Here is a 13,479-nt window from a genome sequence, read left to right on the forward strand (position 1 = left end):
CGCTTCCCGCCTCTTGCTACACACCCGGGTCCTCAATCGAAGGCCCGAGCCGCCCGCCGCGATGTCCGTCCGCAGCAAGCTGAAAATCGTCGTCACGCGCCGACTGCCGGACCCGGTCGAGCTTCGCATGCGCGAGCTGTTCGACGCGAGCCTCAACCTCGACGACCGGCCGATGACCCGCGACGACCTGGCCGCCGCGGTCCGGACCGCCGAGGTGCTGGTGCCCACCATCACCGACCGAATCGACCGCGAGATTCTGGCTCAGGCCGGGCCGCAGCTGAAGATGATCGCCAATTTCGGCGCCGGTGTGGACCACATCGACGTGCCCGCGGCGATCGAGCGCGGCCTGATCGTCACCAACACGCCCGGCGTGCTGACCGAAGACACCGCCGACATGACCATGGCCCTGATCCTGGCCGTGGCGCGGCGGATCGTGGAGGGCGCCGAACTGGTCGCCCGCGGCGAGTTCGCCGGCTGGACCCCGACCTTCATGCTGGGCCGGCGGATCTGGGGCCAGCGGATCGGCATCGTCGGCATGGGCCGCATCGGCCAGGCGCTGGCTCGCCGCGCCAAGGCCTTCGGCATGTCGGTGCACTATCACAACCGCAAGCCGGTCAGCTCCGCGGTCGAGGCCGAGCTGGACGCCACCTACTGGGAGAGCCTCGACCAGATGCTGGCGCGCATGGACTTCGTGTCGGTGAACTGCCCGCACACGCCGTCCACCTACCACCTGCTGTCGGCCCGCCGCCTCGCCCTGCTCCAGCCGCACGCCGTGCTGGTCAACACCGCCCGCGGCGGGGTGGTCGACGAAGCCGCCCTGGCCGCCCTGCTCAAGCGGCGCGCCATCGCCGGCGCCGGCCTCGACGTCTACGAGAACGAGCCGGTGATCCACCCGGACCTGATCGGCCTGCCCAACGTCGTGCTGCTGCCGCACCTGGGCTCGGCGACGGTCGAGGCGCGCGTCGACATGGGCGAGCGGGTGATCCTCAACATCAAGACCCTGCAGGACGGCCACCGCCCGCCCGACCGGATCATCCCGGCGCTGCTCTGAGGCGGCGCCGTAAGTCCCTCTGGCGTCGGGCGGGCGCCTCGCCTATCGGGGAGGCGTTCGTTGGTTTCGCGGGGCCGCGCCCATGACCGCACAGTTTGTCGGGTCGCCCGGAAAGGCCAGGGGGCGGGCGTGAAGCGCGTTCCCACCCGTGAAGAGCTGCGCCTGTGGGCCGAGGTGCTGAAGAGCGTCGCGCCCCGGCCCGGGCGTACGGCGCCGGTCGTGGAGGACGAGCCGCCGACCCCGCCGACGGCGGTCGCGTCGGGGCCGATGATGACCGCCGCGGGGCTGACCCCGCCGCCGCAGACGCCCCGGCCCAAGGCGCCTCGCTGGGAGGCGGAGCCGATCGAGCCCGGCCGTCATCGCCGCATCAGCCGCGAGCGGGATCCGATCGACGCGCGGCTGGACCTGCACGGCTACGGCTGGTTCGAGGCCGAGGACCGGCTGAAGCGCTTCGTGCGCGAGGCGCAGGCGCGCGGCTATCGCGCCGTGCTGGTGATCACCGGCAAGGGCTCGCGCGGCGGCGGCATCATCCGCGACTGGGCGCCGACCTGGCTGGCGGACAGCTCCCTGCGCGACGTGGTCGCCGGCGTCAGCCAGGCCCACGGCCGCCACGGCGGCGAGGGCGCGCTCTACGTGGCGCTGAAGCGGAAGGTGGAGAGCTAGCGGCTCAGACCAGCTCCGCCTGTTCCGCCAGCGTGCGCAGCGACACCTGCGGGCGGGGCCCGTAGTGGCCGATCACCTCGGCGGCGGCCAGCGAGCCCAGGCGGGCGCAGGTCTCGAGCGGCAGGTTGCGGGCCAGGCCATAGAGGAAGCCGGCGGCGTACTGGTCGCCGGCCCCGGTGGTGTCGACCACCGCCTCGACCGGGCAGGCTTCGACCCGCACGGTCTCGGACCCGCGCAGGATCACCGAGCCCTTTTCGCTGCGGGTCACCGCCGCGATCTCGACCAGCGGGCGCAGCATCTCCACCGCCGCGTCGAAGTCGTCGGTCTGGAACAGGGCCTTCAGCTCGTTCTCGTTGGCGAAGACGATGTCGACCGACTGCTCGGTGAAGGCCAGCAGCTCCTTGCGCCAGCGGTCGACCACGAACACGTCCGACAGGGTGATGGAGATCATCCGTCCCGCCTCGCGCGCGATGACGGCGGCGTGCTCGAAGGCGGCGCGGGCCGGCGGCGGGTCGAACAGATAGCCTTCCATGTAGACGATGGCGCTGTCGCGGATCAGCTGGGGATCCACGTCGTGCCAGGTCAGCTGGTTGGCCGCGCCGAGGAAGGTGGACATGGTCCGCTGGCCGTCCGGCGTGACGTTGATCAACGATCGACCGGTGGCCTCGCCGTTCTCCAGGTAGGGCGTGTCGAAGCGCACGCCGATGGCGCGGATGTCGTGGGAGAACACCTCGCCCAGCTGGTCGGCGGCGACCTTGCCGATGTAGGCGGCCTTGCCGCCCAGCGAGGCCACGCCGGCCACGGTGTTGCCGGCCGAGCCTCCCGAGGCCTCGAGCCCGGCGGCCATGGCCCCGTACAGGCTGGCGGCGCGGGCCTCGTCGATCAGCATCATCGAGCCCTTGGTCAGGCCCTCCTGGGCCAGGAACTCGTCGGCGGCGGGGGCGATCACGTCGACGATGGCGTTGCCGATCGCGACGACGTCGTAGGCGGCGGCGGACATGCGAAGGGCTCCGGTTTGGCTTGATAGTGCGGGGGGCATAGCAACACCCTGTCGCGGGGGGAAGGCAAGGCGCGGCCTTGCGCGTAGCGCGCGAGCGCCTTAGCCGTTCCGTATGCGCCGTCTGACCCTCGCCCTGACCGCCGGCCTCGCGCTCGGCCTCGTCGTCGCCGATCCCGCGCTCGCCGCCCGCAAGCCCCGCCGGGGCAGAGGCGAAGCGGCCCAGCCGGCAGAGCCGCCGAAACCCAAGGTCCTGACCGTCGCCGCCCTGGTCGGCGCCGACGAAACCGCGGTGAAGGGCAAGCTGGGCGAACCGGTGCTGAGCCGGGCCGAAGGGGCCGGGGCGCTGTGGACCTACCGCCTGCCCGACTGCGCCCTGTTCGTCTATTTCAAGCGCGAGGGCATGCAGCCGCTGAAGGTGTCCGGCGCCTCGTCCGGCCCGCTGGCGCGCGGCGGGACGACGCCCGAACCCGACGCCTGCCTGGCCCTGGCCGGAGTGAAGCCGTAATGAGCCGTGTCGCCATCCTGACCCCGAACCCGGCCGACGAGGCCTTTCAAGGCCGCTGGCGCGAGGTGTTCGACCGCATGGTCTCAGCCTTCGGGGCCGAGGGCGTCGAGGTCGAGGGCCGCACCTGGACCGAGGCCGGCGACCTTCACGACGTTCCGCTGGTCCTGCCGATGAACGTCTGGGGCTATCACCGCGAATACGACCGCTGGCTGGGCGCCGTGGCGGCGTGGGCGGAGCAGGGCGTGCGGCTGGCCAACCCCGCCTCGGTGCTGACCTGGAATTCCGACAAGCGCTATCTCGGCCGCCTCGGCGAGGCCGGCGCGCCGGTGGTGCCCAGCCTCTACGTCGACGAGGTCACGCCCGCGGCCATGGCTGATGCGGCCAGGGCCTTCGGCGTGGACCGCCTCGTGGCCAAGCCGCAGATCTCGGCCGGCGCCTGGCAGACCCTGCTGTGGTCGACCGGCCAGGGCGTCGAGGGCGGGCCGGACGGAGCGGCCATCCTGCAGCCCTTCCTGCCGTCGGTGGGCGCCACCGGCGAGACCTCGCTGTTCTACTTCGACGGCGTCTTCAGTCACGCCGTCTCCAAGGTGGCGGCCGAGGGCGACTTCCGCGTCCAGCCCGACTTCGGCGGGGCGGTCTCGACCGTGACGCCGTCGGACGACGAGCGCGCCGCGGCCGAAGCCGTGCTGGCCTCGGTGACCGAGCCGCTGCTCTACGCCCGGGTCGATCTGGTGCGCGATCTGTCCGGCAAGCCGGCCCTGATCGAGCTGGAGCTGATCGAGCCGGACCTCTACCTGGGTTACGCGCCCGACAAGGGTCAGGCCTTCGCCCGCGCCGTGCGCCGGGCTTTGGACGGCGTGGCCAGCATCTGACGCGAGGGGCACAGGTCTGCCACCGGGCAGATCTCGCACTTCGGCCGCTGCGCCACGCAGGTGTAGCGGCCGTGCAGGATCAGCCAGTGGTGGGCGCGGGTCAGCAGCTCTTCGGGGATGATCCGCTCCAGCTGCTTCTCGACCCTGTCCGGCGTGGTGGCGGTGGCCAGGCCCAGCCGGTGCGACACGCGATAGACGTGGGTGTCCACCGCGATAGCCGGCTCGACGCCCAGTTCGTTCAGCACCACGGAGGCGGTCTTGCGCCCGACGCCGGGCAGGGCCTGCAGCGCCTCGCGCTCCAGCGGCACCTGCCCGCCATGTTGATTGACGATCATCCGCGCCGCGGCGATCACGTTCCTGGCCTTGTTTCGGTAGAGACCGATGGAGTTGATCAACGGGATCAACCCCTCTTCGCCCAGAGCCAGCATCTTCTCCGGCGTGTCCGCGATGGCGAACAGCTTCTCGGTGGCCTTGTTGACCCCCTTGTCGGTCGCCTGGGCCGACAGGGCGACCGCCACCACCAGGGTGTAGGGGTTGGAGAAGTTCAGCTCGCACTTCGGGTGCGGGTTCAGCGCCTCGAACCGGCGGAACAGCTCTTCGACGCGATCGGGATCGGGCGGGTAGACGAGGGCCATGGCCCTCTTTGGCCCGCGCCGGCCCGGCTGTGAAGCGGCCTCGCCGCGTCCTACATTTCCCCCATGGAGGCCGTTTCGCCGCACCGGCTCTATTTCGACCGCCTGGTCACGCCCAGGCGCTCGCTGACCCGCTTGGGCGTGATCCTGCTGATGGTCCCGTTCGCGGTCGTGAACGTGTTCTTCGGCCTGCTGATGTACGCCAAGGGCGCGGTGGTGGTGCCGGTGTTCCTGGGGCTGGACGTGGCGGGTCTTTCCCTGGCGCTCTGGATGAACTTCCGCGAGGGCAAGCGCGGCGAGCGGGTCGTCGTCTCGGCCGAAGAGATCTCCGTGGCCCGGGTCGATCCGCCCCGGTCCAGGGAAGTGTGGCGCTCGTCCACCGCCTTCACCCGCGTGGAGTTGAAGGACCCCGGCAAGCACGCCAGCCGGCTCAGCCTGGCCACCCGCGGCCAGGAACTGGTGCTGGGCGCGCGCCTGTCGCCGGTCGAGCGCGAGGCTTTCGCCCACGACCTGGAGGCGGCGGTGAAGGCCGCCCGGGCCGAACGGTGGTGAGCGCAAGAAACGGGCGGCGCGTGCGTGCGGCCCCCGCTATCGTCCGCCCATGACCCAGTCCCTCCTTCTCTCCGACCCCCGCCCGGCCGACACGCTCGCCCGCCTGGACGAGCAGGCCCGGGATTACGCCCGCATGGGCGAGGCGCTGACCTGGCTGGCTGAGCGCTGGCGCGACCGGCCCAGCCTTGACGAGGCCGCCGCCGCCGCCGGCCTGTCGCCCTTCCACTTCCAGCGCCTGTTCACCCGCTGGGTGGGGGTCAGCCCCAAGACCTTCAACGCGGCCCTGATCCACGCGGAGGCCCGCGCCCTGATGGACGACGGCGTCGGCCTGCTGGACGTGGCCTACGACGTGGGCCTGTCGGGGCCGTCGCGCCTGCACGACCTGTTCGTGGCCCAGGAGGCGGTGACGCCCGGTGAAGCCAAGCGCCGTGGCGAAGGCCTGGAGATCGTCTGGGGCGTGGCCCCGACGCCGTTCGGCCCGGGCCTGTTCGCCTTCACCGACCGCGGCCTGGCCGGCCTCGGCTTCACCGACGAAGGCGGGGAAAAGGCCGCTTTCGAGGACCTTCACCAGCGCTGGCCGGCCGCGCGCTGGCGGCGCGACGACCAGGCCGCCGGCGAATGGGCGGTCAGGGCCTTCGGCGAGCAGGCCGGGCCGGTGCCGCTGGTGCTGATCGGCCCGCCGTTCCAGGTGCAGGTGTGGAAGGCCCTGCTGCGCATCCCCTCGGGCCGCACCGCCACCTACGCCCAGGTCGCCGCCTGGGCCGGCAAGCCGGGCGCCTTCCGGGCGACCGGTGCGGCCATTGGGGCCAACCCGATCTCCTGGCTGATCCCCTGCCACCGGGCGCTGGCTCGCGACAACCGGTTGACTGGCTACCATTGGGGCCTGCCCCGCAAGGCGGCCATGCTGGCGCGGGAAGCGGCGCTGGCGTCGTAAGCGCTCGCGCCCTTGAGAACCGAATGTCCCGGCGAAAGCCGGGACCCAGATTCATCCGCCTGGGCCCCGGCTTTCGCCGGGGCCTACGGATTTGGGGTACGTGCGAACTTACGGCCGCTCCGCCACCCGAACACGGCCGTTTAGAGGATGAAGCGCGACAGGTCCGCGTTCTTGGCCAGCTCGCCCACCCGCTCGCGCACGTAGTCCGCGTCGATGGTGACGGTCTGGCCGGACAGGTCGGAAGCGCGGAAGCTCAGGTCCTCGACCACCTTCTCGATCACCGTCTGCAGCCGCCGGGCCCCGATGTTCTCGACGGCCGTGTTCACCGCCACCGCCACGTCGGCGACGGCGTCGATCGCGTCCTCGGTGAACACCACCGCGACCTCCTCGGTGGCCATCAGCGCCTGGTGCTGGCGGATCAGGTTGGCCTCGGGCTCGGTCAGGATGCGGCGCATGTCGTCGCGGGTCAGCGCCTTCAGCTCCACCCGGATCGGCAGGCGCCCCTGCAGTTCGGGCAGCAGGTCGGACGGCTTGGCCACGTGGAAGGCGCCCGAGGCGATGAACAGGATGTGGTCGGTCTTCACCGGCCCGTACTTGGTCGAGACCGTGGTGCCCTCGATAAGCGGCAGCAGGTCGCGCTGCACGCCCTCGCGGGAGACGTCGGCGCCGGCCCGCTCCTGGCGGGCGGCGACCTTGTCGATCTCGTCGAGGAAGACGATGCCCTCGTTTTCCGCCAGCAGCAGGGCCTCCTTGGTCAGGGCCTCCTGGTCCAGCAGCTTGTCGCTCTCCTCGGCGATCAGCGGGGCCCAGGCGTCGCGCACGGTAATGCGCACGTTCTTGGTGCGTCCCCCCATGGCCTTGCCCAGCAGGTCCGACAGGTTCAGCACGCCGATGCCCGGCTGGCCGGGGATGTCGAAGTTCTGGAGGGGCGAGCCGGTGTCGGCCAGGGCGATCTCGATCTCCTTGTCCTCCAGCTCGCCGTTGCGCAGCTTCTTGCGGAAGCTGTCGCGCGTCGTGGGACCCGAGCCGGGACCGACCAGGCCGTCGAGGATGCGTTCCTCGGCCAGCCCTTCCGCGCGGGCGCGCACGCCCGCTCTGCGCTTGTCGCGAACCATGGCGATGGCGGCTTCGACCAGGTCGCGCACGATCTGGTCGACGTCGCGACCGACATAGCCGACCTCGGTGAACTTGGTGGCCTCGACCTTCAGGAACGGGGCCTGAGCCAGGCGGGCCAGCCGGCGGGCGATCTCGGTCTTGCCGACGCCCGTAGGCCCGATCATCAGGATGTTCTTGGGCGTGACCTCGTCGCGCAGGTCCTCAGGCACGCGGCGGCGACGCCAGCGGTTGCGCAGCGCCACGGCGACGGCGCGCTTGGCGTCCGCATGGCCGACGATGAAGCGGTCGAGCTCGGAAACGATCTCGCGCGGGGAAAACTCGGTCATGCGCGGGTCAGCTCTCGATCGTTTCGATGGTCAGGTTGCCGTTGGTGAAGACGCAGACGTCCGCGGCGATGGCCATGGCCTTGCGCGCGATGGTCTCGGCATCCAGCTCGGTGTTGTCGTAGAGCGCGCGCGCCGCCGACAGGGCGTAGGCCCCGCCCGAACCGATCGCGGTGACGCCGTGTTCCGGCTCCAGCACGTCGCCCACCCCCGTGAGGGTGAACATGGAATCCCGGTTGGCGGTGATGATCATGGCCTCCAGCCGGCGCAGGTAGCGGTCGGTGCGCCAGTCCTTGGCCAGGTCCACGCAGGCGCGGGCCAGCTGGTCGGGGTACTGCTCCAGCTTGGCTTCCAGCCGTTCGATCAGGGTGAAGGCGTCGGCGGTGGCCCCGGCGAAGCCGGCGATCACCTTGCCGCCGGCCAGGGTCCTGACCTTGCGGGCGTTGCCTTTGATCTGGGTCTGGCCCATGGAGACCTGGCCGTCGCCGGCGATCACGGTCTTCCCGTTCCGGCGGACGGCGAGGATGGTCGTTCCATGCCAGTCCGGAAAAGCGTCTCGGTTCTGCATCCGGGCAGAAGTGGCGGGGCGAGGGCGCATGCGCAAGTCGGGGACCTCCATGGCCAGCTTCACTGACGACGAAGTCGAGCGCTACGCCCGCCATCTGATGCTGCGCGAAGTGGGCGGCCCGGGTCAGCAGCGGCTGAAGACGGCCTCGGTGCTGCTGGTCGGCGCCGGCGGGATCGGCGCGCCGGCGGCGCTCTACCTGGCCGCCGCCGGGGTGGGGCGCCTCGGCCTGCTGGATCCCGACACCGTGGCCCTGTCGAACCTGCAGCGGCAGGTGCTCTACGGCGTCGACGACCTGGGCGCCCTGAAGGCGGAGCGCGGGGCCGAGCGGCTGCGGGCGCTCAACCCGCACGTGGCGGTCGAGGCCCTGCCGCTGCGCCTGGACGACGGCAACGCGCGCGAGCTGGTGCGCGGCTACGACCTGGTGCTGGACGGCACCGACGATTTCGCCACCCGCTTCGCGGTCAACGCCGCCTGCGTCGCCGAGGGCCGGCCGCTGGTCTCGGCCGCGCTGGGACGCTGGAGCGGGCAGCTCAGCGTGTTCAGCGGGCGGCCCTGCTACCGCTGCCTGGTGCCCGAAATCCCCCCGGACGCGGAGACCTGCGCGGCGGTGGGGGTGATCGGCGCTGTGGCCGGGGTGATGGGCTCCATGGCCGCACTGGAAGCGATCAAGGTTCTCTCAGGAGCGGGTGAGGCCTTGACCGGACGGCTCTTCCTCTATGACGGTCTCGCCGGGACCGCGCGGGCTGTGGGGGTGAGCGCGGATCCGTCTTGTCCGGTCTGTGGGGGAGGCTGTGATGAAGGTGCTGGGAATCCTGATTAAGGCGACCTTGGCGATCGTGGCGCTGCTCACGGTCGCGGTGCTCGCGGTGTGGCTGTCGCTGCGCAAGGCCGACATCCCGTACGCCGAGCTCGAAAAGAAATACGCCACACCGGCGTCGCACTATGTCGAGCTGCCGAGCGGGGTGCGCGTGCACTTCCGCGACGAGGGCAAGCCGGACGCGCCGGTGATCGTGCTGGTGCACGGCTTCAGCGCCTCGTCGCACACCTGGGAGCCCTGGGTGAAGCAGCTGGGCGGCGACTACCGGCTGATCTCGCTGGACTTGCCGGGCCACGGCCTGACCCGCGCGCCGGCGAACTGGAAGCCCTCGATGCAGGCCTACGCCGCCGTGCTCGAGGAGTTCGCCGCGGCCGAGCAACTGTCCAAGTTCACCCTGGTCGGCCAGTCGATGGGCGGCAACGTGGCCTGGGAATACGCCCTGGCCCGGCCCGAGCGACTGGACGCCCTGGTGCTGGTCTCGGCCTCCGGCTGGCCGGTGACCCGGCGCGAAGGCGGCGACAGCGACAAGGTCATGAAGCTGATGGCGCATCCGTGGGGCCGCGCGGCCCTGCGCGACCTCGACGCCAGCCGGCTGATGCGCGAAGGGCTGGAGAAGGCCTACCAGAACAACGACCTGATCACCGAGGCGACCGTCGACCGCTATGTCGAGCTGAACCGCGCGCCCGGCCACCGGGACATCGTCATCGACCTGGCGCTGGGCTTCGACAAGCGCGACTTCGCCACGCCCGAGCGGCTGGCGGCGATCAAGACGCCGACCCTGATCCTGCACGGCCAGAACGACCGGCTGGTGCCGGTCGACGACGTCCAGAAGTTCGCCCAGGCGATCCCGGGCTCGAAGCTGGTGATCTACGCCAACACCGGCCACATGCTGAACGAGGAGCGGGCGGCGGAGTCGTCGGCCGACCTGAAGGCCTTCCTCGCCGCCCTGAAGCCCGCAGCGCCGCCGAAGAAGCGCGTGGTGCTGAAGGCCGCGCCGCCGGAGAGGGTCAAGGAGCTGAAGGAGTCGCCGCTGTTCTTCCAGTGAGCGGCGGCCACAGCGGCGGCCGGAGGTGAACAGCAAAAACGCCCGCGGGTCGGACCCGCGGGCGTTTTTCGTTTCCGTCTCTCAGTCCCTGATCAGGCCAACGCCTTGCGCACCGCCTGGGACAGCTCCTCGGCCTGGTAGGGCTTGCGCAGCAGCGGCCATTCCGGGGCGCTGGCGTCCTCCAGCGTCTCGCCGGAATAGCCGGTCGACAGCAGGATCTTCAGCCCCGGGCGCTCGGCGCTGGCGGCGCGCGCCAGGTCCACGCCGCTCATGCCGCCGGGCATGACCAGGTCGGTCATCAGGAGCTCCACGTCCGGATTGGCGCGCAGCACCTCCAGGGCGGCCGGGCCGTCCGGCGCGGCCAGCACCGAGGAGCCCAGCTCCAGCAGCAGGTTCTCGACCACCGTGCGGACGCCCAGGTCGTCCTCGACCAGCAGGACGCGACGGCCGCGCTCCAGCGGGCGCTCTTCGCGCGGCTCGGCCAGCGGCTCCGTGCGGACGGGCGCCTCGTCGGTGAGCGGCAGGTAGAGGCTGACGGTCGCGCCCCGGCCCGGCGTGCTTTCCAGGCTGACGCCGCCGTCGGACTGGCGGGCGAAGCCGTAGACCTGGGCCAGGCCCAGGCCTGAGCCCTCGCCGACGCCCTTGGTGGTGAAGAACGGCTCGAAGGCGCGCGACATCACGTCGGCGGTCATGCCGGCGCCGGTGTCGATCACCCGCACGCGGGCGTAGTCGCCGGCCGGGGTGTCGGCCAGCTCGCCCTCAGCCAAGCGGGCGCGGTCGGCCACGATGCGGACCGTGCCGCTGTCGCCGAGAGCGTCGCGCGAATTCACCGCCAGGTTCAGCAGCGCCCCCTCGAACTGGACCGGATCGACGCGCACGGCGCCCAGGTCCGGCTCGATCTCGACGGTCAGCTCGACAGCCTCACCGACGGCGCGCTTGAGCATGGGCTCGAAGCCCGCGATCACCGCCCCGAGGTCCAGCACCTCGGGCTTGAACTCCTGGCGCCGCGAGAAGGCCAGCAGCTGGCGGGTCAGGCGCTCGCCGCGGCGGCCGGCGGCCAGGGCGGCCTCCCCCAGGCGGCGCACCCGCTCGGGCTTGTCGGCCTGGCGCAGGATCATGTCGAGCGCGCCGATCACGACGGTCAGCAGGTTGTTGAAGTCGTGGGCGACGCCGCCGGTCAGGCGGCCGACCGTTTCCAGGCGTTGGGCCTGGGCCAGGGCGGCCTCGGTCTTGCGACGTTCGTCGAGGCTGGCCTCCAGCTCGCGCGAGCGCTCAGCCACCCGACGTTCCAGCTCTTCGCGCGCTTGCACTGAAGCGGTGACGTCGCGGGTGATCCCGCAGACTCGCACCACGACGCCGTTCTCATCGAGAATCGGGAAGGCTCGCGCCTCGACGGCGATCACCTGGCCGTCGTCCGGCCGGATGATGCGGTATTGCAGAACCTGGCTCTGCCCGTTCCGCACGTTCTCCATTCCCGCGTCGAAATCCTGGCGGTCGTCCGGGTGGATCATCATCCGCCAGGCGTCCGGATCGTCCAGCAGGGCTTGACGAGAGACGCCCCAGACGCGCTCGCAGGCCGTGTTGAGGAAGCTGAGCCGGCCCGTGTCGGCCGTCCGCATCCACACGATGTCGTCGGAGGTCTCGGCGAAGCTGCGGAAGCGCTCCTCGCTCGCGCGTAGGGCGTCTTCGGCCAGCTTCTGGTCGGTGATGTCCATCGCGGCGCCGGCGTGGCCGACGTATCGGCCTTCGGCGTCGTAGCGCGGCTCGCCGAAATCGCGCACCCAGCGCCATTCGCCGTCGTGACGGCGCAGCCGGTACTCGTGCCGGAACGAAGCCTGCTCCCGGGTGGCGCTCGTGTAGCTGTCGAAGCAGCGCTCGTAATCGTCCGGGTGAATGGACTCGGCCCAGCCGTGGCCGAGCTCCTGCTCCAGGGGCCGGCCGGTGAACTCGAGCCAGCGCCGGTTGAACCAGGCGACCGATCCATCGGGGGCCGAGAGCCAGATCAGGGCCGGGGCGGCGTCGGCCACCTCGCCGAAGCGCGCTTCGCTCTCCTGCGCGGCGGCCTGAGCGGCCTTCAGGTCGGTGACGTCATAGTTCACCCCGCGCATGCCGACGATCTCGCCCTGCGCGTCGCGAATGGGCTCGCCGCGGCCGATCAGCCAGCGGACCTCGCCGTCGCGCACGATGCGGTATTCGGCCTCGTAGCCCGGGGTGACGCCGCCGCGCGCCGCCGCCAGGGCGGCTTCGACCTCGGGACGGTCCTCCGGATGGATGCGATCCATGAAGCGCTCGAGGTCGGCGTAGGTCTGGGCCTGCACGCCCCACATCTCCGCCATGGCGGCGTTGGCCAGGGCCTCGCCGGTCTTGGCGTTGAAGCTCCACACGCCCACGCCGCCAGCCTCCTCGGCCAGACGCAGGGCGGAGTCGGATTCGCGGCAGCGCTGCTCGGTCTCGTAGGCGTCGGTGATGTCCTGGCCGGAGCTGAGGGTGCCGGTCACCTCGCCCCGCTCGTCGCGCAGCACCTTGCCGCGCCAAGCGATCAGGCGGCGCGCGCCGTCCGGGCGCACGATCCAGCCTTCGCCCTCCTCGGGCATGTCGCGACGGCCCTCGACCACGTCCTTGAAGAAGGCGTGCGCGTCGATCCGCTGCTCTTCGGGCAGGTAGGCGTCGATCCAGTTCTGGCCGACCACGTCCTCGACCGTCTGGCCCAGGATCTCGGCGCCCTTCAGGTTGACGTCGCGGACCTTGCCGTCGGGGCCGAGCACCAGCAGCATCACGCCGGCGACGTCGAAGTACTGCTGGCCCAGGTCGTCGCCCACGGCCTCCGGCTGGACCAGGTTCTCGGTCTCCACCAGGGCGGAGGTCGAGCCGATCACCTCGCCGACGCCGTTCAGCACCGGCATGGCGGTGACCGACACCAGAATGCGCTTGCGGGTGCCGGGGTTGGCGATGACGTGCTGGAAGCCCTTCACGGTCTGGCCGCGCAGGGCGCGGGCGGCCGGCAGCAGGTCCGGCGGGATCAGCCGGCCGTCAGGATAGGTGATGCCCCAGGTGGCCGAGTGGAAGCGCAGGCCGATCAGCTCGGAATCCTTGCGGCCCAACAGTTGGTGAGCGGCGCGGTTGGCGAAGGTGAACTTGCCCGCGGTGTCGGTTTCGACCAGGGCGACCGGCACCGAATTGAGAATGTCGTAGAGCCGCCGCTCGTACCGGTCGGAGGTCTTTTCCGTGGTCTCCAGCTCGCGCGTGGCGTCGCGATGGCGTTGGGCGGCGCGCGCGGCCAGGGCGAATCCCAGCACCGCAAGGGCGAAGCCCGTCACGGCCAGGATAGCGAGCACGAGAACCGGATTGATCTCGCCTTCGATCAACATCGCACGTCACCCCCCGAACCCGGCGTCAGGCTG

At 71.2% G+C, this 13,479-nt stretch carries 13 protein-coding genes; 8 read left to right on the plus strand and 5 right to left on the minus strand.

Translation table 11 applies throughout. The features are described from left to right. The first annotated feature begins 61 nt into the window (after positions 1-61). Both H8B08_RS13670 and H8B08_RS13675 read left to right on the plus strand, forming a co-directional pair. Positions 62-1,051 carry a D-glycerate dehydrogenase gene (locus tag H8B08_RS13670; RefSeq protein ID WP_187450755.1) on the plus strand — a complete coding sequence of 330 codons (990 nt, stop codon included), beginning with the start codon at positions 62-64 and terminating at the stop codon, positions 1,049-1,051. Between the two features lie 129 nt (positions 1,052-1,180). Then, on the plus strand, positions 1,181-1,714 hold the full coding sequence (locus H8B08_RS13675; RefSeq protein WP_187450756.1) for a Smr/MutS family protein: 534 nt from the start codon (positions 1,181-1,183) through the stop codon (positions 1,712-1,714). Positions 1,715-1,718: 4 nt separating this feature from the next. On the opposite strand, the gene H8B08_RS13680 is transcribed toward H8B08_RS13675, so the two are convergent. Next, the gene (locus tag H8B08_RS13680; protein ID WP_222934484.1) at positions 1,719-2,714 is read right to left on the minus strand and encodes an adenosine kinase; all 996 of its coding nucleotides are present in this window, start codon (positions 2,712-2,714) and stop codon (positions 1,719-1,721) included. 112 nt (positions 2,715-2,826) lie between these two features. On the opposite strand from H8B08_RS13680, the gene H8B08_RS13685 reads away from it, so the two are divergent. Both H8B08_RS13685 and H8B08_RS13690 read left to right on the plus strand, forming a co-directional pair. Continuing rightward, entirely contained in the window at positions 2,827-3,219 is a 393-nt protein-coding gene (locus H8B08_RS13685; RefSeq protein WP_187450758.1) for a hypothetical protein, read from the plus strand. Beyond that, on the plus strand, positions 3,219-4,091 hold the full coding sequence (locus H8B08_RS13690; protein ID WP_187450759.1) for a RimK family alpha-L-glutamate ligase: 873 nt from the start codon (positions 3,219-3,221) through the stop codon (positions 4,089-4,091). Before H8B08_RS13685 ends, H8B08_RS13690 begins: the two co-directional genes overlap by 1 nt. Here the strand turns inward: H8B08_RS13690 and nth are convergent. Beyond that, a complete protein-coding gene (nth, locus tag H8B08_RS13695; protein WP_187450760.1) occupies positions 4,037-4,726 on the minus strand; it encodes an endonuclease III in 690 nt (229 codons plus the stop codon). The two genes, H8B08_RS13690 and nth, sit on opposite strands and share 55 nt — an antisense overlap. 63 nt (positions 4,727-4,789) lie before the next feature. On the opposite strand from nth, the gene H8B08_RS13700 reads away from it, so the two are divergent. Both H8B08_RS13700 and H8B08_RS13705 read left to right on the plus strand, forming a co-directional pair. Next, on the plus strand, positions 4,790-5,275 hold the full coding sequence (locus tag H8B08_RS13700; protein ID WP_187450761.1) for a DUF2244 domain-containing protein: 486 nt from the start codon (positions 4,790-4,792) through the stop codon (positions 5,273-5,275). Between the two features lie 49 nt (positions 5,276-5,324). Then, positions 5,325-6,209, plus strand: a complete 885-nt coding sequence (locus H8B08_RS13705) for a bifunctional helix-turn-helix domain-containing protein/methylated-DNA--[protein]-cysteine S-methyltransferase (protein WP_187450762.1) — start codon at positions 5,325-5,327, stop codon at positions 6,207-6,209. 140 nt (positions 6,210-6,349) lie between these two features. On the opposite strand, the gene hslU is transcribed toward H8B08_RS13705, so the two are convergent. Together hslU and hslV are read right to left on the minus strand one after the other, a co-directional pair. Continuing rightward, complete coding sequence (hslU, locus tag H8B08_RS13710) at positions 6,350-7,651, minus strand: ATP-dependent protease ATPase subunit HslU (RefSeq protein WP_187450763.1); 1,302 nt, start codon at positions 7,649-7,651, stop codon at positions 6,350-6,352. 7 nt (positions 7,652-7,658) lie between these two features. Beyond that, on the minus strand, positions 7,659-8,252 hold the full coding sequence (gene hslV, locus H8B08_RS13715; protein WP_163263029.1) for an ATP-dependent protease subunit HslV: 594 nt from the start codon (positions 8,250-8,252) through the stop codon (positions 7,659-7,661). Between hslV and H8B08_RS13720 the strand changes: the two genes are divergently transcribed. Together H8B08_RS13720 and H8B08_RS13725 are read left to right on the plus strand one after the other, a co-directional pair. Further along, positions 8,245-9,036: a molybdopterin-synthase adenylyltransferase MoeB gene (locus H8B08_RS13720; RefSeq protein ID WP_255500841.1), complete on the plus strand. Its 792-nt coding sequence runs from the start codon at positions 8,245-8,247 to the stop codon at positions 9,034-9,036. The two genes, hslV and H8B08_RS13720, sit on opposite strands and share 8 nt — an antisense overlap. Beyond that, positions 9,011-10,078 (plus strand): alpha/beta fold hydrolase, encoded by a 1,068-nt coding sequence (locus tag H8B08_RS13725; RefSeq protein ID WP_187450764.1) that lies wholly within the window; start codon positions 9,011-9,013, stop codon positions 10,076-10,078. Before H8B08_RS13720 ends, H8B08_RS13725 begins: the two co-directional genes overlap by 26 nt. A gap of 92 nt (positions 10,079-10,170) precedes the next feature. On the opposite strand, the gene H8B08_RS13730 is transcribed toward H8B08_RS13725, so the two are convergent. Continuing rightward, positions 10,171-13,446 carry a PAS domain-containing sensor histidine kinase gene (locus tag H8B08_RS13730; protein WP_187450765.1) on the minus strand — a complete coding sequence of 1,092 codons (3,276 nt, stop codon included), beginning with the start codon at positions 13,444-13,446 and terminating at the stop codon, positions 10,171-10,173. Between the last annotated feature and the right edge of the window lie 33 nt (positions 13,447-13,479).

The organism is Caulobacter sp. 17J80-11, assembly GCF_014349105.1.
Classification (GTDB): domain Bacteria; phylum Pseudomonadota; class Alphaproteobacteria; order Caulobacterales; family Caulobacteraceae; genus 17J80-11.

Bases quoted from the DNA above. Each gene is read 5' to 3' on its own strand.
- H8B08_RS13725 (WP_187450764.1), top strand. From the start codon at position 9,011: ATGAAGGTGCTGGGAATCCTGATTAAGGCGACCTTGGCGATCGTGGCG.
- H8B08_RS13700 (WP_187450761.1), top strand. From the start codon at position 4,790: ATGGAGGCCGTTTCGCCGCACCGGCTCTATTTCGACCGCCTGGTCACG.
- H8B08_RS13670 (WP_187450755.1), top strand. From the start codon at position 62: ATGTCCGTCCGCAGCAAGCTGAAAATCGTCGTCACGCGCCGACTGCCG.
- H8B08_RS13685 (WP_187450758.1), top strand. From the start codon at position 2,827: ATGCGCCGTCTGACCCTCGCCCTGACCGCCGGCCTCGCGCTCGGCCTC.
- H8B08_RS13680 (WP_222934484.1), bottom strand. From the start codon at position 2,714: ATGTCCGCCGCCGCCTACGACGTCGTCGCGATCGGCAACGCCATCGTC.
- H8B08_RS13720 (WP_255500841.1), top strand. From the start codon at position 8,245: ATGCGCAAGTCGGGGACCTCCATGGCCAGCTTCACTGACGACGAAGTC.
- hslU (WP_187450763.1), bottom strand. From the start codon at position 7,651: ATGACCGAGTTTTCCCCGCGCGAGATCGTTTCCGAGCTCGACCGCTTC.
- nth (WP_187450760.1), bottom strand. From the start codon at position 4,726: ATGGCCCTCGTCTACCCGCCCGATCCCGATCGCGTCGAAGAGCTGTTC.
- H8B08_RS13690 (WP_187450759.1), top strand. From the start codon at position 3,219: ATGAGCCGTGTCGCCATCCTGACCCCGAACCCGGCCGACGAGGCCTTT.
- H8B08_RS13705 (WP_187450762.1), top strand. From the start codon at position 5,325: ATGACCCAGTCCCTCCTTCTCTCCGACCCCCGCCCGGCCGACACGCTC.
- H8B08_RS13730 (WP_187450765.1), bottom strand. From the start codon at position 13,446: ATGTTGATCGAAGGCGAGATCAATCCGGTTCTCGTGCTCGCTATCCTG.